Consider the following 22,324-nt stretch of genomic DNA (forward strand, 5'->3'; position numbering starts at 1 on the left):
CGGCCGTTCGTGTCGCGGCCCTCTCGACGCCTGCGGCTGCGTCGGCAGGGCGAGGGCTCCCTCCGCCATGCGGGCGGCCGCCATCTGGCCGGGGGTGGTTCCGGCCAGGGCACGGAACTCGCGGTTGAGGTGAGCCTGGTCGTAAAAGCCACGGGCAGCGGTCACTTCCGTGAGATGCGCACCCTCGCGAGTGAGCTGTCTCACGGCCCGATGGAAGCGCAGCACCCGGGCGGGCATCTTGGGCGTCAGGCCGATCTGTTCGGTGAACCTGCGGACCAGATGGCCCTGGCTCCAGCCCACTTCGGCCGCGATCCGGCCGACCGGGATCGCCCCGCCGGCGCGGGACAGCAGTCGCCAGGTGTGGCTCACCTCGGGCGCGGGATGCGGGCCGCGCTCGAGCCGGGCCGACAACCCGAGGTCCAGCAGGTCGAACCGGGTTCCCCAGTCGCTGGTGGCCGCCAGTTGCTCCACCAGCACTCCGGCCTCGGGGCCGAGGACGTCGCACAGCTCGACCACCCTGTTGGTCCCCCGACCGGCCACGCCTGTGCTTCCGACCACCGGCATATCCCTCTCCCCTCCCGTGGCGACCCCTTCACCGCCTCCTGATCGCGCATCAGCATCCCAGAGGGACCGAGCGATGCCGCCCCGAGCAAGGCGGAGCGGAGCTTGAGTGCAAGGAGCATAAATATTGTTGAATACGGCCCTGTTGGCCGAAAGTCCTGGGCCAATTTGGTGACAGGCGCACTGATGTTTCATCATTGTGACTGCGCGTCACCTTTCAACGCGCGTCGAGGAGGCGGGGGCGCCGGGGGGTCCCCCGTTCACACCGGTCGATTCCCGCAGGCGAGTTCTTGCTCTCGCCGCGCCCCGCCGTGGCTCCCGTCCCATTCCGTCACCTAGGCAAAGGCCCATGTCCGCCCAGCAACTCTCGGACCTCATACGTTTCGCCCGTCACAACTCACCCTTCTACCGGGACCTTTACGCGTCCCTGCCGCCGCACGCCGACCGCCTCACCGACCTGCCGGTGGTCGACCAGCTGGAGTTCTGGGCGGCCAACACCCTTCACGACAGCCGCGTGCTGACCGGCCCGCTCAGCGAGGCCACGGTCTACAAGACCGGCGGCACCACCGGGTCCCCCAAGTTCTCCGTCTACACCCGCGACGAGTGGCGCACCTTCGTCACCTCCTTCGGCCAGGGACTCGTGGACACGGGTCTGCGCCCGGGACACCGCGTCGCCGACCTCTTCTATGCCGGGGAGCTCTACGCCAGCTTCCTCTTCGTCCTCGACTCGCTCGCCCACGCGCCCGTGGACAACGTCCGCCTGCCCATCGGCGGCGGCGCGCCGCTGGAGTCGACGATCCCCACGCTGCGCGATCTCGCCGCCCAGGTACTGGCCGGCACGCCCACCACCCTGTGCCGGCTCGCCGACCAGGCCGTCTCCTCCGGAGTCCGGCTCGACTCGGTGGAGCTGCTCCTCTTCGGCGGCGAGGCTCTCTTCGACGACCAGCGGCGCCTGCTGGCCACCGCGTTCCCCCGCGCCGAGGTCCGTTCCGTCGGATACGCCAGCGTCGACGCCGGCCTGCTCGGCCGCCCCGTACCCGGCTCCGACGCCCGGGTGCACCGGGCCTTCACCCCGTACTCGGTCGTCGAGATCCTCGACGACTCCACCGATGAGCCCATCACCGAACCGGGCCGGCCCGGCCGGGTCGTCGTGACCAGCCTCTTCCGCCGCCTCATGCCGATCATCCGCTACCCCGCCGGTGACCGGGCCGAGTGGACCGGCACCGGGCCCGGACACTTCCGCATCCTCGGCCGCGCCGAGGAAGGCGTACGGGTGGGCCCCGTCTCCCTCTACACCCAGGACGCCCAGGACGCCGTGGCCGCGGCGGACACCGCAGGGCAGGTGGTCGGCATGCAGCTCGTCGTCCGCCGCTGGGACGGCCGCGACGGGCTCGTCCTGCGGCTGGCGACGGCCCCCGGTGACGACGCCTCCGGCGACCTCACGGGTGGCCGTGAGGCGCTGGCCGAGGCCGTCGTCACGGAGCTGGAGACCGTACGGCCGCTGTATCCGGACAGCGTGCGGGCCGGGTTCGTGCACCCGCTGTCCGTGGAGTGGGCACGCCACCGCGACCTCGCCGTCAACCCGCGCTCGGGCAAGCTCGTCCGCGTCCTCGACGAGAGGCCGACCGCATGACCGCCTCACCCGTGGCCGTCAGTGAGACCGAGGCCTGCGCCGACGCCGGAACCGACGGCCGGCGCTCTCCGCTGATCCTGCGCAACCGCGCCTTCGGCGCCGTGTGGCTCGGCCAGGTCCTCACCCAGGCCGCCGTACGCATGTTCCAGGTCGGCGTGTCCTGGTGGATCGTCGCCTACGCCGTGCGCGACGCCCCCGGCCTGGCCTCCGGGGTGTTCATGGCGGTCTGCACGGTGCCCGCCGTGGCGCTGGCGCCCGTCGTGGCCGGGGCCGTCGCCCGGTTCGCCCACCGTTCGGTGCTGCGGACCGCCGCCGGCCTGGCCGGGGCAGCGTCGGGCGCGCTCGCGCTGTGGGCGTACGCCGACGGCCCGCCGCTCACCGCCGTGTACGCCGCCGCCCTCGCCCTGGCCACCTGCCAGGCGTTCTTCGACCCCTGCCTGACCACCTCCGTGCCCGAACTCGTCGACGACGCCGACATCGAGACGGCCACCGGCTTCGAGCTGTCCACCCAGTCCCTGGCCGGACTCGGAGGAGCGCTGCTCGGCGCCCTGACCGTCGACCGGGCCGGCGTGGCCGGGCTGGCCGTTGGCTGCGCGGCCGCCTACGTCGGCGCCGCCCTCCTCGTCGCGAGCGCCCGCTTCCGCACCGCCGCGACCAGCGACGCGACCTCCCCTTCCGACCCAGCGCCAGCCGTGCCCGAGCGGCGCACGCTCCGTCGCATCCTCGGCGAACTGCCCTACGTGCGAAGGATCCTGTTCTGCTTCACCGCGGCGAACCTCTTCACCACCGCCGTGTTCGTCGTCATCCCCCTCTACACCCGCTCGGTCCTCTCGGGCGGTGGCGGCACCGTGGCACTGCTGGAGGCCTCCCTGGGGGCCGGCGCGCTCCTCGGCGCGTTCACCGGCACCCGCGTGCCGGGGCGGCCCACGGTCGCCGGCGCCTACTGCCTGGGCCTGATGGCCCTCGCCCTGGCCGGGCCCGGACTGGTCCCGCACCGCCCGGTCGTCGCGGGCTGCCTGGCCGTGGCCGGCTGGTGCGCCGGAGCGGTCGGCGTCCGCTTCGTGGCACTCTTCCAGCGGCTGGTACCGACGGCGGACAAGCCCGGCTTCTTCGCCGTGATGCAGGCCGTACTGGGCGCCTCCCTGCCGGTGGCGTCCCTGGTGTTCGGCTCCGCCGGCGATTTCCTCTCGCCCCGGACACTGTGCCTGGTGCAGGGCATCGGCCTGGTCCCCGCCGCCTGCGCGCTGGCCCTGCTCGGGTCCCGTACACCCGCGCCGCCCGCAGCGGATCCGGGCACGGAGAAGGCTGCGGATACGGATACGGATACGGACGCTGGCCGCGGCACGGAACCCGTCGGAGGCAAGCTGTGAACCCCGTCATCACCCCGGCCGTCTGCGCGGACATCGCCGAACTGCGTCAGCTGTACTACGCCGTCTACGGGCCGCACTACCCGGTGGCGCTCGGCACCGACCCGGCCGAGATGGCCCGGCTCATCGAGGACCCGTACTCCCTGTGGCTCGTCGGCCGCTGCGCCGACACCGGCGCGCTGACCGCGTCGGCCGCCATCCACGGCGAGGCGGGCAGCCGCATCGGCCGCCTGGAGGGCATCGCCGTACACCCCGGGCACCGTTCGTCGGGCCTGGCCGCCGCCCTGACCGAGGCACTGTGCGCCGGGATGCTGGACACGGGGCGGCTGGACTCGGTGTACGCGACCGTACGCACCGTCAGCTCCGGTCCGCAGCGCGTCGTCGCGCGCAACGGCTTCCGCCCGCTGGGCATCCTGCCCAACGCGGTGGATCTCCGCAGCCGCGAAAGCCTCGCACTCTACGCGCGTCATGCCACCGGTGTGCTCGATCGCCGGATCCCCGTCACCGAAGTGCCCGCCCCGCTGCTGCCGTTGCTGCGCACCGCCGAGGCCACGCTCGGCATCGGCTTCCCCGGGGTCCGAACCGCCGCCGGCCAGCTCCCGGCGCCCGCGCCGCAAGGGGCCGTCGAACGGCTGGAGATGATCGAGGCGCCGGCCTTCGTACGCCGCCGCTTCCGCGAGCAGTTCCCCGGCGCCGAGGGCTGGTTCTATCCGCTGCACACCCCGAACGTGCTGCTCACCCCCGAAGACGGCCGGTTCGAGGTCTATGCCTACCTCAACCGCGCCGGCGGGTACGCCTCCCTGCTGACCGCCCACCCCGACCCCGCCGCCGCGGCCGCGTACCTCGAACCCGTCACCCGGGCCCTGGCCCGCGCGGGCGCCGGCTACGTCGAGGCCCTGGTGCCGCTCGCGCACCAGGAGGCCCTCTCGGCCTTTCTGGCCCAGGGGTTCGTCGCCGGGGCCCTCTACCCGGCGATGCGCGCGGACGGCGACGGCTTCCACGACTACGCCGTCCTGTCCCGCTCCAGCGAACGGATCGACTTCCGCGGCGTCGCCGTCGAACCGCCCCTCCAGCCCTATCTGGACTGCTACCTGTCGGCCTGGGCGTCGACGCACCTGCCCACATCATCCGAGGTTGCCTCATGAGCCCCATGAACCCCCATCTCGCGCCGGTCGCCGTACCCGACCCGGCCCTCCTGCCACACGTACAACAGCTGTGCGACCTGACCGACCCGTACGCCTGCGGGCCCGCGGAAGACGAACTGTTCGCCGCCGCCATGGCGGAGACCAACGCCTGGCACACCGAGCGCTCCCCGTTCTTCCGCTCCCTGTACGAGGCCACTCCCCCGGCGGAGCCGTACCGCGCGCCGCTCGTCCACGCGAACTTCTTCAAGCGGCACGAGGTGCTCTCCATCCCGCGCGAGGACGTCGAGCTGCACCTGACCTCCTCCGGCACCACCGGCCAGAAGTCGCAGATGTTCTTCGACCACTGGACCATCCGCTCCGCCCAGCGCATGGTCGCCCGGATCTTCGAGCGCAACGGCTGGATCACCCCCGACCAGGAGGTCAACTACCTCCTGTACAGCTACGAGCCGGCCCCCTCCCTGAACCTCGGGACCGCCTTCACCGACAACTACCTGTGCGATTTCGCCCCGGCGCGCAGCGTCGAGTACGCGCTGCGCAACACCGGCGGCGACCACGAGTTCGACCCCTTCGGCTGCATCGCCGCGCTGCGCCGCTTCGAGCGGGAGGACGCCCCGGTCCGCATCCTCGGCTTCCCGGCCTTCCTCTTCTTCACCCTGGAGCGGATGCGGGCCATGGGACTGCCCCCGCTGCGCCTGCCCGAAGGCTCCCTCGTCGTCCTCGGCGGCGGCTGGAAGGGGCACGCCGACCGGCGCATCGGCAAGGAGGAGCTGTACGCCCGTGTCACCGAGCAGCTCGGCATCCCGGGTGAGCGGATCCGGGACACCTTCGGGTCGGTGGAGCACTGCATCCCGTACATCGAGTGCGACCACCACCGGCTCCACGCCCCCGTCTGGTCCCGTGTGACGATCCGCTCCACCCGCACGCTCGAACCCCTGCCCCACGGGGAGCGGGGCTACCTGCACCTCGTGTCGCCGTACATCACCTCGGTGCCCGCGCAGAGCGTGGTCATGGGCGACCTCGCCTCCCTCCAGCCGGGCGACGCCTGCGGGTGCGAGCTGGAGACCCCCTGGTTCACCGTCCACGGCCGTGCCGGGGTGAGCCGCAACCGCAGCTGCGCGGTGGCCGCAGCGGAACTGATGAAGGGAATGGCGTGACCGAGACCGAGACGCACCACTACTGGCAGGGAGCCTTCATCGGCGACGAGGAGGCCGGGCGCCGTCTCGCCGGCCTGCCGGCTGCCGTCGAGGCCGCGCTGGCCACGGTGCTGGAGACCGAGACCGTCCTGGCCGCCTGCGACGCCCTCGCCACCGCCCTGCGCAACCCGGCCCACCCGGTACACAGCCGGCTCGCCGCGTACCTGCCCGAGGGGGAGGATCCGGCCGTCCTGGTCGAGCTCGGCGGCCTGCTCGGCCGGCGGGAGCTGACCCGCAAGCTGCGCCGGGAACTGGGCAGCGCGGCTCCCGGTCGGCTGAACCGGGCCGATCCGCGCGAGTCGGTCTACGAGGCGTGGGCACCCGTCGGCCTGGTCGCCCACATCGCCCCGGGCAACGCCGCGACGGTGGCGCCGCTGAGCATCGTCGAGGGCCTGCTGGCCGGAAACGTCAACATCCTCAAGGCCAGCAGCGCCGACACCCTCCTGACCCAGCACCTGATGGCCGAGCTCGCGGCCCTGGACCCCAGCGGTGCGCTGGCCGCGCGGGTCGTCGTCCTGCGCTTCCCGTCCTCCCGGCAGGAGTGGCTGCGCCTGATGTGCGCGCCCGCGGACGCCGTCGCCGTGTGGGGCGGGGAAGGCGCCGTCGAAGGGGTGGCCTCCCATGTGCCGGCGGGCTGCCGGCTGGTGGAGTGGGGGCACCGGATCTCCTTCGCGTACCTGACGAGCGACGCCTGGTCGGACGCCGGGACGCTCGACGCCCTCGCGGACGACGTGTGCCTGCACGAGCAGCAGGCGTGTTCCAGCCCTCAGGTGGTCTACCTCGACACCGAGGACGAGAGCGAGGTGTTCGCCTTCGCCGAGCGTTTCGCCGCGGTCCTCGCGGCCCGGCTGCCCGCCGTGACCGCCGCTTCGGCGGGCGAGCCGGATCCCGCCGAGGAGGCCGAGCTGACCACCACGGAGCTGGTGGCCCGGCTGGAGGAACACCTCGGCCTGACCCGTGTGTTCGCCGCGCCCGACGGCTCGTGGCGGGTCATGGCCGACACCCGGTCCCCGCTGACCGCCTCGCCGTTGCACCGCAGCGTGTGGGTCAAGCCGCTGCCCCGCGAGCGGCTGATCACCACCCTGCGTCCGATGCGCCGCTATCTGCAGACGGCGGGCCTCGCGGGCAGCCGGACCGACATCGCCGAGCTGTCCCGCACCGCCCTCGCCGCGGGTGTCACCCGCGTCACGCCGGTCGGCGCCATGCTGGACAGCTACGCGGGCGAGCCGCACGACGGTGTCTACGCCCTGCAGCGCTACAGCCGCCGCGTCGCGGTCCAGGCGGACCCGGCCCGCTTCGCCACCACCGCCTGCCTGGACGACCTGGCCCGGCCCGTCGTCCTGCCGCGGCCCGCAGGCCCGTTGGTGGGCAAGGAGGACGTGCAGGAGCTGGGCCGGCAGGTCGCGCGGGCCGATGCCGAGCTGTACTTCCGCAGCGGCGGCAGCACCGGCGCGCCGGCGCTGTCGATCTTCAGTTACGACGACTACGACACCCAGATGCACGCCGCGGCCCGCGGCCTGCTCGCCGCCGGCTACGACCCGGTCGGTGACCGCACCGCCAACCTCTTCTACTGCGGCGGGATGTACGGCAGTTTCATCAGCTTCTTCTCCGTACTGGAACGGCTGGGCGGGGTGCAACTGCCGCTGTCCGCGGGGCCGGACCACCGGGCGACGGCCCAGGCGATCATCGACCACGGGGCCGACACCCTGTTCGGCATGCCCTCCTACCTGTGGCAGCTGCTGCACGCGGAGGCGGACGCGCTGCGTGCGTACGGAGGCCTGCGCAAGGTCTTCTACGGCGGGGAGCACTTCACGCAGGAGCAGCAGCGCACCCTGAAGGACACGTTCGGCATCGAGGTCGTCCGCTCGATCACCTACGGCAGCACCGACCTCGGCCCGTTGGGCTACCAGTGCACCGAGAGCTCCGGCGGCGTCCACCACCTGCACGCCGACCTCCACACGATGGAGGTCCTGGACCTGGCCGAGGACCGGCCGGTGGCCCCGGGCGAGACGGGGCGGCTGGTCTTCACCACGCACGCCCGGCGCGGCCAGCACCTGGGCCGGTACGTGATAGGCGACCTCGGCCGGGAGGTCCCGGGCCGCTGCCCCTGCGGCCGGCACGCGCCCCGCTTCGAGCTGAGGGGGCGCACGGGTGACGTGATGCGGGTGGCCACGTACTTCCTCAACCACCGCCGCTTCCTGGACCTGGCCGAGGAACGGGGCGGCCACCGCGGCGAGCTCCAGATCCGGCTCGACGGTACGGACGCGCGCGAGCGGCTGACCGTACGGGTGGAGCGGGCCGGGGCGACGGCCCCGGAGCGGCTGCGGGAGGTCTTCCTGGCCGGCTACCCGGAGCTCCGCTCGGCGGTGACGGAGCGGCTGCTGGACCTGGTGGTCGAGGCGGTCGACGGCGCGTCGCTGGACCGCAGCCCGACCAGCGGCAAGCTCCTCGCGGTGGTGGACGCACGCCACTAGGAAAGCCGCGTCTCTCGTCACGGGTGCCCGCCGGCCCTGGTCCGTCGACCAGGGCCCGCGGGCAGCGCGGGTCCGGACCGGTACGACCACTTCGGCACCATCACCACGGCTGTTTCACATCGCCGATGGCCTGCTCCGTCCAGATGGTCTTCCCGGCGCTGGTGAACCGGCAGCCCCAGCGGTCGGTGAGCTGGGCGACGAGGAAGAGGCCCCGCCCGCCTTCGTCCGTCTCCCGGGCGCGACGCAGGCGTGGCTGGGTACTGCTGGGGTCGGACACCTCACAGATCAGCTTCCGGTCCCGAATGAGCCGGAGCCCGACCGGGCCGCCGGCGTAGCGGACGGCGTTCGTGACGAGTTCACTGGCGACGAGCTCGGTCACGAAGCCCATGTCGTCCAACTGCCAATCGGACAGCTGGCCCGTCACCAGCTCACGGGCGTGCGCCACGAGGGACAGGTCGGCTTCGAGTTCCCACTCCGCGACCTGATCGGACGAGAGGGTGCGGGTACGGGCGAGCAGCAGAGCGACGTCGTCGGCGGGCTCTTGAGGCAGCACGCTGTCGAGAACGCTCTGGCAGATCTCGCCGAGGGTCCGGCTCACGTCCGCGCCGGCGAGCGAGCTCCTCAGTCTCTCCATCCCCTGCTCGATGTCGCCGCCGCGGCTGTCGACGAGTCCGTCCGTGAAGAACGCCAGCATGCTGCCGGGTCGTACGCCGAACTCCGTGACCTCGAAGGGCATTCCGCCGACTCCCAGCAGCGGTCCCGGCATCATGCCGACGAAGGCCGGTTCCTCACCGGGCGACAGAAGGGCCGGCGGCGGATGTCCCGCGGTGGCAGCGGCGCACACTCTCGTCACCGGGTCGTAGACGGCGTACAGGCACGTCGCTCCGAGGACGGCCCTCTCGGAGCGGGATTCGCCGGTCATCTGTTCGTTGGAGAGACCGAGCACCAGGTCGTCCACGTGCGTAAGGAGCTCACCCGGATCCAGATCGAGGTCTGCCAGGGTCTGCACCGCGGTCCGCAGCCGCGCCATGGCCGCGGTGGCGTCGAGGCCGTGGCCGACGACATCGCCGACGACGAACGCCACGCGCGACGACGGCAGGGGGATCACGTCGAACCAGTCCCCGCCGACTCCCGCACCGCCGCCCGCCGGCCGGTAGACCCCCACCGTCTCGGCGGCCGCGAAGTCCAGGGTCGAGCGCGGCAACAGGCTTCGCTGCAGTGCCTCCGCCGACCGGTGTTCCTTGGTGAAGCGGCGCGCGTTGTCCACGCCGAGTGCCGCCCTGGAAACGACATCTTGCAGCAGGGCAGCATCCTCCTCGCCGAACGCGGAGGGCAACTGGCTGCGCCAGACCGTGACGCAGCCGAGGATCAGTCCTCGGGCGTACAGCGGCACCGCCACGGAGGAGTGCGCCCCGCTCGGGACGAGCAACGGCAGGCTCTCGGGATCCACGCCGAGCCTCGCACGGAGAACGCCTACGTCGGGAACCAGCACGGGCCGTCCCTCCATGAGGGGACGCATCAACGCACTGTCCGATACGGGCGGAATCGCCTCTCCCACCGCCAGGAGGGCCTCCGCCGATATCTCCGGGCTCTGCGCGGCAGCGGTCCGGCGCAGGCGGACGTCGCCGCTGGCCTCGAAGTGCGGCGGCTCGTCGCCCACCAGCACCGACTCCGCGAGATCCACGGTCGCCAGGTCTGCGAAGTCGGGGACGAGCAGATCCACGATGACCTCGGCCATCTCCGCCACGTCCAGGGAGGCGCCGATCGTTGCGGCGGCGGCGTGGGAGAGCTCCGTCCGGCGTCGCTCCGAGTCACGCTCGGCCGCGTCCGCCGTGGTTTCGGCCGCCGTGGTTTCGACCGACGTGACCAGTACCAGCCACATCGCACCGGACGCGGAAGCGCCGGCAGCCCGCGTCCCGAGCCGGACCACTGTGAACGCCGGCCCGCCCGCCCCGCCTGACCGATCCCCTCCGAGGGCCGTCACGAGGCGCCCGCCCTGGCCCGCTTCCGCTCCCTTGCGCGGAAGCACCGCCAGCAAGGGAGCGCACACCTGCCCGGGCGAGCACTTCAGCAGCGTCGCGGCCATCCCTGAGCAGGCGATGACCACGCCCTCGTCGTCCAGCACGACGGCTGCCGTGTCACTGACGGACGCCGACGCCGGGCTCGGGCCGCGGTGCTCCGGTTCGCCCATGTCGCCTCCACGCAGCGAGACCTTCAGTATCGCGCCCAGGAGGCCACCCGGCGACCGGGCGCCACCTCTCGCTCCCGCTACGGCAACAGCCGCGGACTCTTTTTCGCCGACACGTCCTCGACCCAGCCGCACAGCAGGACGGCCACCGCGAGCAGGAGCCACCCGATGCCGAACAGGAGCCACTGGCTCTCCAGCGGCAGGTAGGTCAGGAAGGCGGGAACGTCCCAGAGACGGTCGATCAGGAGGACCGCGAGGATCAGCGCGATCTCGTGCCAGAGGTAGATCGTCACGGCACGCCGATTGAAGATCGTCACGATCCGGTCGAGTCGCCTGCAGCGCGCGAGGCCCGCGAAGTCGACTTTGTAGTGCGCCTTGACGTACATCAGCAGCATCACGAAGCCCGCGGAATAGAAGGTCTGCGCGAGGGGGATGTCGTCGAGGTCGTAACTTCCCGACTCCGCCCGGTGCGTGAGCGCGTACCAGGCGCCGAACGCCAGCGCCGCGAGCGAACCGGTGACCAGGGGGCCCGGCTTCATCCTCCGCAGGACGTCGTCGTGGTGCGCGAAACCGACGAGCCAGCAGAACAGGAAGGTGGCAAGGTCGACGAGGCCGCCACCGAAGCGGCTGTCGGGTGGCTCCCACAGGAACTGGAAGACCAGGATCGGAGCCAGGGAGAGCAGCAGCACCGGGATCGGCGCCCTGCGGAACACCCGGAGCAGGACCGGAGAGAGCAGAACGAACCAGAGGTACGCACGCAGGTACCAGAGGACCTCCCACGCCTGGACACCCCACTCGTCGCCCCGGGGGTCGCCGAGGGGCAGCACCCAGTAGAGAACGTCCGGGCCCGGCACCCAGCCGTGGATCACCATCGCGGCCACGACGAAGATGCCCCAGAACCAGAACGGCAGAAGGAGCCTGCGCATCCGGCCCTTGATCACCTTGAGCGCCGGACGCTCAAGGGACTTCGCCATCAGTGTGCCGGCGAGTGCGAACATCACCCCCATGGACGGGAAGACGATCCCCGCCCAGGCCCAGCCGAAGACGTGGTACGTCACCACGCGGATGAGGGCCACGGCGCGCAGCACGTCGAAGTAGCGATCACGCCCTCCGGCCGACTGCGTGCTGTGCGCCTGCGGCGGTTCGGGTCGTGCCACGGGCGGCGCCGCCGGAACGGGGGTCAGCCGGAGGGTGTGCACGTCGCTTCCGGGCCCCGCCGGGGCGCGCCGGCTCATCGGCCGGCCCCCGCCGGGGTGCCGACTTCGCCCGTGCGCTTGAGCTTCTGCCAGCGCAGGCGGCCTCCGGTGAGCGCGGTGACGCAGGAGTGGATGAGGACGAGGTACATCATCTGGCGGTACGCGAGCTGCTGCAGCGGCATCATCAGGAGGTACCGGTACCGCTCGCGGTCGAGGCGGAACGCGTAGGCAGCACATACGAGTTGAACGGCAAGGACGGCCAGCCAGGCGATCAGCGCCGCCTTGAAGTCGACGAAGATCATCGAGTAGGCGGTGAACACGTCGATGAGCGGGGCGAACACGGGCGTGATGATCTGGAAGATCACCACCAGCGGCATGCCGACCCGGCCGAAGCGGCCCGAAGGACCCTTGTCCGTGAGGGACTTGCGGTGCTTCCACAGTGCCTGCATGGTCCCGTAGCTCCAGCGGTAGCGCTGGCTCCACAGCTGCTTCAGCGAACCGGGCGCCTCCGTCCAGGCCTTGGCATGCTCCTGGTAGACGACCCGCCATCCCGCGCGGTGCATGGCGATGGTGATGTCCGTGTCCTCGGCGAGGGTGTCCTCGCTCATGCCGCCGGCCTCCAGCACAGCCTCGCGGCGGAACGCGCCGACCGCGCCCGGAATCGTGGGCATGCAGCGCAGCAGGTCGTACATACGGCGGTCGAGGTTGAAGCCCATGACGTACTCGATGTGCTGCCACGCGCCGATGACCGTGTCGCGGTTGCCGACCTTGGCATTGCCCGCAACCGCGCCGACCCGCGGATCGGCGAAGGGCTGCACCAACTGCCGTACGGTGTCCGGCTCGAAGACGGTGTCACCGTCCATCATCACGATGATGTCGTAACGGGCTCTGCGTACGCCGTTGTTGAGCGCGGCAGGCTTGCCCGCGTTCTCCTGCCGGATGACGCGGACGTTAGGCATGCCGAGCGACTCGGCGATCTCGGACGTGTTGTCCGTCGAACCGTCGTCGACGACGATGATCTCGATCGGATGGGTGCTCTGCGCCAGCGACTTGAGGGTTCGGCCCAGGCCGCGCACGATCAGCTGCAGGACGTCTTCGGCCTCTCCTCCGACGGCGCCTGGCTCGGTCTCGCCGTCACCTCGATGATCGGCGACAACGACATCGCCGACGAGACGTTCACGCTGTCCGACGCGGCCCAGGTCCGGTCCTTCGCCGAGGACAAGGGCATCGCCTGGGTGTCGATGTGGTCGACCTTCCGTGACCGGCAGTGCGAGGACGGTGACACCTCGTCGGACGACGCGGCGACGAACTGCAGTGGGGTGTCGCAGAGCGCGGGGGCGTTCGCGGAGGCCTTCTCCGGCTGAGGCCCTGCCCCCGGGGCCGGGTGAGGGCAGAGGTGGAGGTGGCTCCCCGCATCACCCGGCGCCGGTGGGCCGGTGGGCCGGTGGGACCTGGGCGATGGAGCGCACCTGGGCCGTGAGGTTTCCGGCCATGAAGTCGACCGAATCCGTGAGGTCCAGCCAGGCGCCCCCGACTCCCGGTACGTCGGCCTGGCCGCCCAGCGTCCCCTCGGTGCCCACCTCGCGGGCCACCCGCGTCACTTCGGAGGTGAACAACGAGAGCTGGTTGACCATCCCGTTGAAGACGGTGGCGATCTCCCCGAGCAGCCCGTCCGGCGCATCGGGCAGCCGGGTGCGGAAATCCCCGTCGCGTACGGCGGTCAGACCGGCCAGCAACTGGCGCAGCTCCGACTCGCCGACCCCGCCCTCACCCGGCAACGGCGGCACCCCGTTCAGTGAATCCGTGCCAGCCCGCTCGGCCATCCGCCATCCTCGCTCTCGACACCAACCGCTCCGATGCGCGGGACAGACGGGATCCGTCTTCGCCGCAGCACCGGTCCGGTGAAGGCTAAGGGACGATAGGGCACAGTCGATCACCCGGGGGCAGCGCATCCGGGCTCCCGGGGAAGGGAGATGGCCGGGAGGCCGATCGCCTACGGCCCGAACCCACGTTCCCGCGCCGTGCTGTGGAGTGCCTCGGGTGCTCGCACGGTCTCCGGGTAGACGAAAGGTGACGCACACGGCACAACGGCAGGAACGAGGTGAGGACCATGGCGGTCAAGGCGGTGGGGTGGGCACGTTCGTTTCCGATTTCGGAGGGCGTCCGGGCAGCGCGGCAGTGGACCGCGGGGCACCTGGCGTCATTGCCGTGGAGCCGGTCGGCGGCCGACACCGTGTACTCCGTGCTGCTGTGCGTCTCCGAACTCGTCACCAACGCGCACCTGCACGCGGTCGGCACCGCGCATCTGGTGCTGACCTGGGACGGCTACTGCCTTCATGTGAGCGTCGCCGATGCCGATCCGTGGCTGCCGAGCCCCCGGGAGCCCGACGCCGACGAGGGTGCCACGTCCGGTCGCGGGCTGGGGATCGTGACCGCACTGGCCGATTCCCTGGACGTTCACGCCTGCCACGGCGGCAAGGCGATCACCGCGTGCTTCCGGCCCGCCGGTGGACCGGACCCGCACGCGGCCCACCCGCACACCGGCTGATCGCCCGGCGCGGGTTCACGCCCCGAGGGCGTCTTCGACGCTCGCGTGCAGGGAGAGGACGGTATCGGCACCGGTCACGGCGAAGAGCCGTCGCAACTGGTCGCCGGGGGCGGCGATACGCAGGTCGGTGAGGTGGTGCAGCCGCAGAAGCAGGTTCAGGAAGGAGGAGTCTCCGAAGGTGATGGAGCCGGCGTCCAGAACCACCAGCGGGTGCCGGCCGGCGGCGGAGACGAGAGCCTCCTCCAGAGGGGCCAGAGTGTCCTGGTCGAGCTCCCCGTGGGCCGCCACCACCCACCCGGCTCCCGCCGGGTAGCTGTCCCCGACCACACCTGGCTGGTACGCGTCCCTTGCTCCGGTCATGTCCGCCTCCCCGGATCGCCACCTGTAAGTCCTCCTCAAGGGAGTATGCCTGCTCGTTCCGCCGACGCGGCCGCCCCCTTGCGCGGCGCCGCCCCTCCGGTCGCGCGGCGCGACCCGAGGAGCACGAAGGTGCGTAGAACCCCGGAGCCGGGGCAGAAGCGCCCGGGCAGCCGTCAGTCGATCGGGAGGGAGCGGCCACCATGTCGCGCTCGGCCACCGTTGTAGGCCCCATTCGTGCAACAGACGTGCAGGCCCCTGCTTGTGACCGGGGCACCGCGGGAGCGCCGGCGCAGGACGTGGACCTGTTCAGGGTGGACAACGCCCGTGAGATGGCGCCCGCCGACGCACGCGAGCTGTCGCGGCTCTTCTTCGCGAGGCTGCGCACCCTGGAGGAGGGGACGCGCGAGTACCAGTACACGCGCAACACCCTGATCGAGATGAACCTCTCCCTCGTGCAGTTCGCCGCGCGGCGTTTCCGCGCCCGCGGACTCGGCGGCGGTGTCGACATGGACGACATCATCCAGGTGGGAACCATCGGTCTCATCAAGGCCATCGACCGCTACGACCTCGAGCGCGAGGTCGAGTTCTCCACCCTCGCCCTCCCCTACATCACCGGTGAGATCAAGCGCTACTTCCGCGACACCACCTGGGCCGTGCACGTCCCCCGCCGCCTGCAGGAGCTGCGTACGGAGCTCGCCAAGGCCCAGGAGGCCCTGACCGACGTCCTGGGCCGGGCACCCACGGTCAAGGAGGTCGCCCAGCACCTGGAACTGTCCGAGGACGAGGTCATCGACGGGCTGGTGGCCGCGAACGGCTACACGAGCGGTTCCCTCGACACCGCCGGCGCGGACGGCGACGCGCCGTCCACGACGAGCCGGGCGCCCCGGCCGCTGGCGGAGCGCCTCGGTGAGGTCGACCCCGCCATGGAACTCTTCGAGGAGTTCCACACCCTCGCGCCCCTGCTGGAGCAACTGGACGAACGCGACCGGCGCATTCTGCGGATGCGGTTCGGCCAGGAGAAGACCCAGGCCGAGATCGGCGCCGAACTGGGCATCTCCCAGATGCAGGTCTCCCGCCTCCTGTCCCGGACCCTGGCCCGGCTGCGCACCGGCATGCTCGCGGTGTAGGAACGGACCATGACGTCCCTTCACCGGCACGACCGGTCCGCCTCCCCCGTCGGCGCGCAAGCGCCCCAGGACGACGTGGTGGAGGCGGACGCGGTCGTGCGGTGCGCACCGACGCGGACGGGAGCGGGAACAGGACCGGGAACGGGCGCGACGACGCCGCTGGCCGCCCTGCCGTTGCAGGACCGCCCCGGCGCACGTCTGAGCGGCAGCTGCGACCTCGACACCCGGCAGGCCCTGTCCGCCGCGCTCGGCGCCGTGATCGGGATTCCCGGCCCCGTCGTCCATCTCGATCTCTCCGCCGTGGCCTTTCTCGACACGGCCGCGGTCGCCGCCCTGGTACAGGCGTCGGCCGTCCTCAAGGGGCAGGGGCGGCGCCTGTTGCTCCACGACCCGCCATACTCGCTCCGCAAGGTAGTGGAGATGTTCCCGGACGAATGCGCCGCGCTGGAGGTCGCAGCATGAACACTGTTCCTGCGCCCGCCGGGCCCGGGGCCTTCGTCCACCCCGCCCTCCTCTACCGGGACCTCGCCGAGTACCTGACCGGGGTGGGCGATTTCGTACGTGCCGCCCTGTCGGCCGACGAACCGGTCCTCGTCGCCGTGCCGGGACCGCATCTGGACGCCCTGCGCGAGAGCCTCGGCGAGAGCGCGCCGGAGATCGCCTGGACGGACATGACGGAGCTGGGCCGCAATCCCGGCCGCATTCTGGCCGCCTTGCAGGATTTCGCCGACCGGCACGCGGGCCGGGCCGCCCGGATCGTGGGCGAGCCGATCTGGCCCGGCCGCTCCCCCGCCGAGGTGCTGGAGGCCACCCGCCACGAGGCCCTCATCAACACGGCCTTCGCCGGCCGGCCGGCCACCATCCTGTGCCCGTACGACGTACGGGGGCTGGCCCCCGCGGTGGTGACCGACGCCCGGCGCACGCACCCCACACTGATCGACAAGGGCCGGGACCTGCTGAGCCCGGCTTACACCGACGCCTTGACGGTCTCCGCGGCCTGCGATCGCCCCCTGCCCGAACACGACGGCGACGTGCCCCGGCTCGAGTACTCTCACGGAGGGCTGGCCGAGGTGCGCGAGTACGCCGAGGACTGGGCGCGCGGAACGTCCCTGAGCCCGGCGCGGCGTGGCGATCTCGTCCTGGCCATCAGCGAGGGGGCGGCCAACTCCCTCTCCCACGGAGGCGGGAAGGGAACCCTCCGCCTGTGGACCACCGCGGGCGCCGGGGCGGGAGTGGTCGCCGAGATCCACGACGGCGGCCGCCTGGCCGACCCCCTGGCGGGGCGACGCCGGCCGTCCCTGGCATCGGCCGAGGGCGGCCGTGGTCTGTGGATGATCCACCAGCTCTGCGATCTGGTCGAGGTCCGCGCCACGGACAGCGGCTTCACGCTCCGGCTTCACATGGCAACTCCCTGAGACCGGCGGTCGCCTACACTGACACGGGCATGTCCCGGGAGCAGAGACGCAGAGACCCGTGTCGATGTGGGGGTGAGACACCACGGTGGAGACCATCGGACCGGAAACGGGCCATCCGGTGAGGGCCGGCCTTCCCGTCGGAGGGCAGCGCCGTCGGCTCGCCCTGACGGGCGTCCGCGGCCCTGTGGCCAAAGGCCGCGACTTCACGCGCCGGGCCCTGCGGGACTGGGGCTGGGACGGGACCGAGACCGCCGAGGACGCCCTGCTCCTCGTGTCCGAGCTGCTGACCAACGCGTCACTGCACGCGGGCGGTTGTCACGAACTCGTGCTCACCTCCGGGGAGGCCCTGCGCATCGAGGTGTGCGACGGCACGACGACGCCGCCCCGCCGTCACCCGGCCCCGCGACACGGCATCCCGGGCGGCCACGGTCTGTACATCGTGGAGCGTCTGTCCGATCGCTGGGGCGCGCGCACCCATGAACACGGGAAGGCCGTCTGGGCCGAGATCGAGGCCACGCGGCTGGTGTCCGGCAGGCCCACGGGGCGGTGACCGGTCCGGCGCGCGGCCCGGGCCCGCGTCAGGAATACGTGCGGCGCCGCGCGGCCGGTCGGGGGCCGAGGACCGAGTCGTCGAAGGTCCGCGCGCCGGGAAGGCGGTAGCGTGCTGCGGTCAGGGCGGCGTGCACGTCCGAGGTACCCGTCACGACACACAGCGTGGTGGCGACGTCCTCCAGACGGCCGCGGGCCTCAGGGGTTCCGCTCTCGGCGTTCAGGACCGACAGGGCCCAGTAGCGTTCGACGAGGCCGGAGAGCACGGCCGGGTGGGCCATCAGCATGAGCGGTTCCTTTCGCATGGCCGGTCGGACTTGACGAACGGCTGCCCCTGATCCGCGCGCGTACACGTCCCGCCGGTCCTGTCGTCCCCGCGCGGGACGCGTCGATCGGGCCGTCGGGGGCAGGAGCGCATCGTGACTACGCATCAGTTCACCTCTCTGTCCCTGGCCCCAGCGCCCGGCCCCGCCTGGGTGCACCTGCTCGTCATGGCCTTCGCGCTGATCGTCCTCGTGCACACCCTCGCCCGGCACCGGTAGGAATCCGTCCTCGTGGGGGCGCCGGGTGCGGGGATCTCGCGCTGGAGCCGCGTCCACGGGGTATCCGCGGAGCATGGAAACCTCTTCGGATCGGCCGGGCGGCTCGCGGCGCCCGTGGTGGGGACGGATCGCCGCCGGCCTGGTGGTGGTCGTGGTGCTGATCGTGCTCGTGGAGCGCTTCAGCCTGGTTCCGGGAATCGGCGGCCTCTTCGGCGAGGACACCCGGGACCGCTCGGGTCCCGTGCTGCTCAAGTCGCTCCAGGACATGCATCGTTACGAGGCAGCCGTCGGCAACTTCCAGGTGGTCGTGGACCTGGAGAAGGATGCGGCGTTCCTGCCGGACGCGATCCGTGGAACCCGCACCTTGTACGTGGGCGCCGGCACGGTCGGCGGCTACGTCGACCTGGGCGGACTGGGCGAGCGGAACGTCACCGTGAACGGCGACCGCACCAAGGCCTCGATCCGGCTGCCCCACGCGGTGCTCGGCACGGCAGCCCTCGATCCGGACCGTTCGTACGCGGTGTCGAAGCAGCGGGGCCTGCTGGACCGGATCGGTGATCTGTTCTCCGACAACCCGGCCGGTGAGCAGGCCGTGCAGAAGCTCGCCGCGCAGCACATCGACGAAGCGGCCCGCGACAGCGGCCTCGCCGAGCGCGCCGAGAAGAACACCACCTCGATGCTGGACGGGCTGTTGCGTTCCCTGGGCTTCCGCGAAGTGACGGTCGCTTACGGCTGAATCGTGCGGGCCGTCCGTCATCGGCTGCGCTCGGCTGCGGCGTTCTCCGCTCCCGGTGCCGGGCCCAAGAGGATGCGCGGCAGGGCATCCGGGTGCTTCTCCGCCAGCCAGGCGATCAGCTGCTCCCGTACGGCGCAGCGCACCGTCCACAGGTCGTCGGCGTCCTTGGCCGTGACGATGGCCCGCACCACGATGGTGGAGGGCGTCGTCTCCGTGACGGCGAGGTCCCAGCCGCGGCCGTCCCACTCCCGGCAGTCGTGCAGGATCTCCTGGACCTTGTCGCGCATGAGGTCGACGGGCGCGCTGTGGTCGCAGTGGAGAAAGACGGTGCCGGTCATCTGGACGCCGCCGCGGGACCAGTTCTCGAAGGGGCGGGTGGTGAAGTAGGAGACGGGCATGGTGATCCGGCGTTCGTCCCAGGTGCGTACGGCGAGGAAGGTGAGGGTGATGTCCTCGACCACCCCCCACTCGCCCGCGACCACGACCGTGTCGCCGATGCGCACCATGTCGCCGAAGGCGATCTGGAAGCCGGCGAAGAGGTTTCCGAGAGTGGACTGGGCTGCGACGCCCGCCACGATTCCGACGATCCCGGCAGAGGCGAGCAAGGAGGTGCCGAGCGCGCGGAAGCTCGGGAAGGTGAGGAGCATCGCGGCGGCCGCGACGACGGCCACGACGACCGTCACGACCCGCATGATCAGCGTCACCTGGGTGCGGACCCGGCGCACCCGGGCGGGGTCGCGGGTACCGGTGGCGTAGCGGGCGTACCCCGACTCGACGACGGCGGAGGCCACCGCCACGATCAGCCAGGCCTCCGCACCGATCAGGGCGAGCGAGAGGATCCGGCCCACGGTGGCCGCGTTGTCCTGCAACGGCGGCCATGCGGTGTGCCGGTAGGCGCCCTTGAGCAGGGCGGCGAGCAGCACGATCTGCAGGGCGCGCCGGCAGCGGCGCAGCAGGTTCCACAGGGGCGTTTCGGGGTGTCGTGCGTCGGCTCGGCGCAACAGCAGGTCGGCGGCCCATCCGGCCGCGACGGTGAGCAGGATCGAGCCGACCAGGACGGTCGGCAGGAGAAGAGCGCTGTTCATATGCCCTCAACGGATGTAGGCGGCATGGACCTTCGCGCGCCTGCCCCGGGGGAGGGAGCTGACACAAGGGGCGCGAGCACCACGGGGCCGCCCCGATGACGCCGTGCTGCTCGAGCCCGTGCATGGGGTCCTCAGGGGCGGGTAGCCGCGCCTCCAGACGTCCTGACGGACGACCCGTACCTCAGGGTGCGGGGCCGACGATGACACGGAAGGGATGCTCATGTCGCACGTCGAGGAGTATGTCGAGGTCAACGTCCCCGTACGCACGGCCTACAACCAGTGGACGCAGTTCGAGGAGTTCCCCGTCTTCATGGAGGGGGTCGAACGCGTCGACCAGCGCACGGAAACGCTCACCCACTGGGTGACGAATGTGAACGGTGTGCAGCGCGAGTTCGACGCGCAGATCACCGAGCAGCTCCCGGACCGGCGCGTCGCGTGGATGACGGTCGACGGGGAGGCCCGCCAGGCCGGGCTCGTCACCTTCCAGCCGATCGACGCGACCACCACCAAGGTCGTCCTGCACATGAACTGGGTGCCCGACGGTCTGGCCGAAACGGCCGCCGACAAGCTCGGCTTCGTCAAGCGTCAGGTCGCGGGTGACCTGAAGCGGTTCAAGCTGTTCATCGAGTCGCACGGGGTCGAGACGGGAGCCTGGCGCGGCGAGGTCTGACCGCGACGGGGATCGGGGCCGCGAGCAGGGGCGCATGCGCACGGGCTCTGTCGGGCACGCGCGCTGCGTGACCGACATCCCCCGCACCGCATCACGTCGAGACAGTCCGCCCGCCGCCGCCCTCGCGGCACGCACCCGCGCCGAGTTGCGGCGTACGGCTGTCCGCGTCTGGTCCGACAACCTCGCCGACCACGCGGCCGCCCTCACCTATTACGCCGTACTGGCGCTCCTGCCCGCGCTCGTCATCGCGGTCTCCCTCGTGGGGCTGCTGGGCAGGGCGACGAGGGACCGGCTGATCACCGACCTGACCTCGTACGCACCGCCTCAATCGGCGGAGGTACTGCGCGACGCGCTCGGTGGCCTCTCGGCGGAACAATCGTCGATATGGGCCCTGCTGATCAGCGGTGTGCTGAGCGCGCTGTGGTCGGCGTGCAGTTACCTGGCGGTGTTCCGCCGTGCCCTGCACACGATGCACCGGGTGCCCGACACGCGGCCTCCGCTTCGTGCGGCCCACACGCTGGTCATCAACGCCGTGCTGCTGCTGATCCTGCTCGTCGTCGGCGCCGTGGGACTGGTCGTGTCCGGGCCGCTGGCCCGATGGGTCGCGCAGTCCGCCGGTGGGGGCAGCCCGGACGGCATCGCGCTCCTGCGCTGGCCCGTACTGCTGGGGGTCGTCACCCTCCTGGTGCTGATCCTGTTCCGTACCGGCCCGGCCCAGAGCCGGGGCACCCGCCGGGGCCTGCCCGGTGGCGTACTGGCGGCCCTGCTCTGGCTGGCCGCCTCGGGACTCTTCACGCTGTACACAGAGCTGGACACGTACGGTCGGCTCTACGGCTCGCTGGCCGGCATCGTGGTCTTCCTCGTCTGGCTCTGGTTCGCCAACCTGGCCCTGCTCACCGGGGCCCAGTTCAACGCCGAGCGGGCACGGGAGGCGGCCGCCCGGCCGCGGGCCTGAGCCTCAGCGGCCGGGGACCGGGGCGGGGGCTCTCGGGCCCCGGCGCCCGGTGGTCAGCCGGGAGGCCTCGATCTCCGCCCAGACGGCCTTGCCGGTGCCGTGGGTGTAGGAGCCCCACCGGTCGGAGAGCCGCTGCACGATGTGCAGGCCGCGGCCGCCGGGAACGCACGGCCGACGTACGGTCCAGGGGCCTGGCAGCGCCGTCGAACCGTCGAGCACATCGATGCGCAGGGCCTCACCGGCGGTCAGTACGAGCTCGTGGCAGCCACTCGCGTGCAAGGCCGCGTTGGTCACCAGCTCCGACACGACGAGCAGGGCGTCCTCGGCGCTCTCGTGGCGGTCCCACCCCCAGTCCCGCAGGGTCTGGCGGGTGAAGTCACGGCCCTTGCCGACGGCGCCCCGCACACCGCGCAGGGCGAGTCGGCGGCACTGGCCCATGACCGGCACTCCCGCCCGCGAATGATCCCCGATGACTGCTCCCGCCGTGTTCACTGTCGCCTCACCCCGTCCTTCGACCGTCGTCCCCGGTCTCGCGTATGCCCGCCCTGACGGTCCGGACACGTGGAGATATGGACATATA

General features: G+C 71.7%; 20 protein-coding genes and 4 pseudogenes. 15 read left to right on the plus strand and 9 right to left on the minus strand.

The features are described 5' to 3' along the window. Positions 1-93 precede the first annotated feature (93 nt). Positions 94-759, minus strand: a pseudogene (locus ACGFYQ_RS30360) (helix-turn-helix domain-containing protein); the annotation flags it as partial. 151 nt (positions 760-910) lie between these two features. Between ACGFYQ_RS30360 and ACGFYQ_RS30365 the strand changes: the two are divergent. Genes ACGFYQ_RS30365 through ACGFYQ_RS30385 form a run of 5 tightly spaced genes read left to right on the plus strand, consistent with a single transcriptional unit; the run spans position 911 to position 8,373 of the window. Beyond that, positions 911-2,194: a phenylacetate--CoA ligase family protein gene (locus ACGFYQ_RS30365; RefSeq protein WP_393749367.1), complete on the plus strand. Its 1,284-nt coding sequence runs from the start codon at positions 911-913 to the stop codon at positions 2,192-2,194. Next, positions 2,191-3,564: an MFS transporter gene (locus ACGFYQ_RS30370; RefSeq protein ID WP_393749368.1), complete on the plus strand. Its 1,374-nt coding sequence runs from the start codon at positions 2,191-2,193 to the stop codon at positions 3,562-3,564. The genes ACGFYQ_RS30365 and ACGFYQ_RS30370 overlap by 4 nt, the downstream gene beginning before the upstream one ends. Further along, positions 3,561-4,706, plus strand: coding sequence for a GNAT family N-acetyltransferase (locus ACGFYQ_RS30375; protein ID WP_393749369.1), 1,146 nt, complete (start codon positions 3,561-3,563; stop codon positions 4,704-4,706). The genes ACGFYQ_RS30370 and ACGFYQ_RS30375 overlap by 4 nt, the downstream gene beginning before the upstream one ends. A 5-nt stretch (positions 4,707-4,711) precedes the next feature. Beyond that, positions 4,712-5,860 (plus strand): acyl-protein synthase, encoded by a 1,149-nt coding sequence (locus ACGFYQ_RS30380; RefSeq protein ID WP_393749427.1) that lies wholly within the window; start codon positions 4,712-4,714, stop codon positions 5,858-5,860. Then, positions 5,857-8,373, plus strand: coding sequence for an acyl-CoA reductase (locus tag ACGFYQ_RS30385; RefSeq protein ID WP_393749370.1), 2,517 nt, complete (start codon positions 5,857-5,859; stop codon positions 8,371-8,373). Before ACGFYQ_RS30380 ends, ACGFYQ_RS30385 begins: the two co-directional genes overlap by 4 nt. A 100-nt stretch (positions 8,374-8,473) precedes the next feature. On the opposite strand, the gene ACGFYQ_RS30390 is transcribed toward ACGFYQ_RS30385, so the two are convergent. The 3 genes and pseudogenes from ACGFYQ_RS30390 to ACGFYQ_RS30400 form a co-directional block, all read right to left on the minus strand. Next, positions 8,474-10,564: a SpoIIE family protein phosphatase gene (locus tag ACGFYQ_RS30390; protein ID WP_393749371.1), complete on the minus strand. Its 2,091-nt coding sequence runs from the start codon at positions 10,562-10,564 to the stop codon at positions 8,474-8,476. Positions 10,565-10,641: 77 nt separating this feature from the next. Continuing rightward, entirely contained in the window at positions 10,642-11,796 is a 1,155-nt protein-coding gene (locus ACGFYQ_RS30395) for an acyltransferase (protein WP_393749372.1), read from the minus strand. Then, positions 11,793-12,824: pseudogene (locus tag ACGFYQ_RS30400) on the minus strand (glycosyltransferase); the annotation flags it as partial. The gene ACGFYQ_RS30395 and the pseudogene ACGFYQ_RS30400, both read right to left, overlap by 4 nt. Here ACGFYQ_RS30400 and ACGFYQ_RS30405 point away from each other — a divergent pair. Continuing rightward, a pseudogene (locus tag ACGFYQ_RS30405) lies at positions 12,816-13,121 on the plus strand (hydrolase); the annotation flags it as partial. The pseudogenes ACGFYQ_RS30400 and ACGFYQ_RS30405 sit on opposite strands and share 9 nt — an antisense overlap. Before the next feature lie 75 nt (positions 13,122-13,196). Here ACGFYQ_RS30405 and ACGFYQ_RS30410 read toward each other — a convergent pair. After that, a pseudogene (locus tag ACGFYQ_RS30410) lies at positions 13,197-13,580 on the minus strand (histidine kinase); the annotation flags it as partial. Positions 13,581-13,867: 287 nt separating this feature from the next. Between ACGFYQ_RS30410 and ACGFYQ_RS30415 the strand changes: the two are divergent. Continuing rightward, the gene (locus ACGFYQ_RS30415) at positions 13,868-14,305 is read left to right on the plus strand and encodes an ATP-binding protein (protein ID WP_393749373.1); all 438 of its coding nucleotides are present in this window, start codon (positions 13,868-13,870) and stop codon (positions 14,303-14,305) included. A 15-nt stretch (positions 14,306-14,320) separates the two neighbouring features. On the opposite strand, the gene ACGFYQ_RS30420 is transcribed toward ACGFYQ_RS30415, so the two are convergent. Beyond that, the gene (locus ACGFYQ_RS30420; protein ID WP_393749374.1) at positions 14,321-14,665 is read right to left on the minus strand and encodes an STAS domain-containing protein; all 345 of its coding nucleotides are present in this window, start codon (positions 14,663-14,665) and stop codon (positions 14,321-14,323) included. Between the two features lie 200 nt (positions 14,666-14,865). Between ACGFYQ_RS30420 and ACGFYQ_RS30425 the strand changes: the two genes are divergently transcribed. The 4 genes from ACGFYQ_RS30425 (at position 14,866) to ACGFYQ_RS30440 (ending at position 17,757) form a co-directional block, all read left to right on the plus strand. Continuing rightward, complete coding sequence (locus ACGFYQ_RS30425; RefSeq protein WP_393749375.1) at positions 14,866-15,792, plus strand: SigB/SigF/SigG family RNA polymerase sigma factor; 927 nt, start codon at positions 14,866-14,868, stop codon at positions 15,790-15,792. Positions 15,793-15,801: 9 nt separating this feature from the next. Further along, the gene (locus ACGFYQ_RS30430) at positions 15,802-16,254 is read left to right on the plus strand and encodes an STAS domain-containing protein (protein WP_393749376.1); all 453 of its coding nucleotides are present in this window, start codon (positions 15,802-15,804) and stop codon (positions 16,252-16,254) included. Further along, positions 16,251-17,207 (plus strand): anti-sigma factor RsbA family regulatory protein, encoded by a 957-nt coding sequence (locus ACGFYQ_RS30435; protein WP_393749377.1) that lies wholly within the window; start codon positions 16,251-16,253, stop codon positions 17,205-17,207. Before ACGFYQ_RS30430 ends, ACGFYQ_RS30435 begins: the two co-directional genes overlap by 4 nt. 85 nt (positions 17,208-17,292) lie before the next feature. Next, complete coding sequence (locus tag ACGFYQ_RS30440) at positions 17,293-17,757, plus strand: ATP-binding protein (protein WP_393749378.1); 465 nt, start codon at positions 17,293-17,295, stop codon at positions 17,755-17,757. A gap of 28 nt (positions 17,758-17,785) precedes the next feature. On the opposite strand, the gene ACGFYQ_RS30445 is transcribed toward ACGFYQ_RS30440, so the two are convergent. After that, positions 17,786-18,043: a DUF5133 domain-containing protein gene (locus ACGFYQ_RS30445; protein WP_393749379.1), complete on the minus strand. Its 258-nt coding sequence runs from the start codon at positions 18,041-18,043 to the stop codon at positions 17,786-17,788. A 132-nt stretch (positions 18,044-18,175) separates the two neighbouring features. Here ACGFYQ_RS30445 and ACGFYQ_RS30450 point away from each other — a divergent pair, with 132 nt between their 5' ends. Both ACGFYQ_RS30450 and ACGFYQ_RS30455 read left to right on the plus strand, forming a co-directional pair. Then, entirely contained in the window at positions 18,176-18,298 is a 123-nt protein-coding gene (locus ACGFYQ_RS30450; protein ID WP_393749380.1) for a hypothetical protein, read from the plus strand. Between the two features lie 73 nt (positions 18,299-18,371). Beyond that, the gene (locus ACGFYQ_RS30455) at positions 18,372-19,034 is read left to right on the plus strand and encodes a DUF4230 domain-containing protein (RefSeq protein ID WP_393749381.1); all 663 of its coding nucleotides are present in this window, start codon (positions 18,372-18,374) and stop codon (positions 19,032-19,034) included. 17 nt (positions 19,035-19,051) lie between these two features. Here the strand turns inward: ACGFYQ_RS30455 and ACGFYQ_RS30460 are convergent, their stop codons facing one another. Then, the gene (locus ACGFYQ_RS30460; RefSeq protein ID WP_393749382.1) at positions 19,052-20,119 is read right to left on the minus strand and encodes a mechanosensitive ion channel family protein; all 1,068 of its coding nucleotides are present in this window, start codon (positions 20,117-20,119) and stop codon (positions 19,052-19,054) included. 220 nt (positions 20,120-20,339) lie between these two features. Here ACGFYQ_RS30460 and ACGFYQ_RS30465 point away from each other — a divergent pair, with 220 nt between their 5' ends. Both ACGFYQ_RS30465 and ACGFYQ_RS30470 read left to right on the plus strand, forming a co-directional pair. Next, entirely contained in the window at positions 20,340-20,789 is a 450-nt protein-coding gene (locus tag ACGFYQ_RS30465) for an SRPBCC family protein (RefSeq protein WP_393749383.1), read from the plus strand. A 34-nt stretch (positions 20,790-20,823) separates the two neighbouring features. Continuing rightward, positions 20,824-21,744, plus strand: a complete 921-nt coding sequence (locus ACGFYQ_RS30470) for a YihY/virulence factor BrkB family protein (RefSeq protein ID WP_393749384.1) — start codon at positions 20,824-20,826, stop codon at positions 21,742-21,744. Between the two features lie 3 nt (positions 21,745-21,747). Here the strand turns inward: ACGFYQ_RS30470 and ACGFYQ_RS30475 are convergent, their stop codons facing one another. Further along, positions 21,748-22,182, minus strand: coding sequence for an ATP-binding protein (locus tag ACGFYQ_RS30475; protein ID WP_393749385.1), 435 nt, complete (start codon positions 22,180-22,182; stop codon positions 21,748-21,750). Positions 22,183-22,324: the final 142 nt, after the last annotated feature.

This window comes from Streptomyces sp. NPDC048258, assembly GCF_043201995.1.
In the GTDB taxonomy this organism is placed as follows: domain Bacteria; phylum Actinomycetota; class Actinomycetes; order Streptomycetales; family Streptomycetaceae; genus Streptomyces.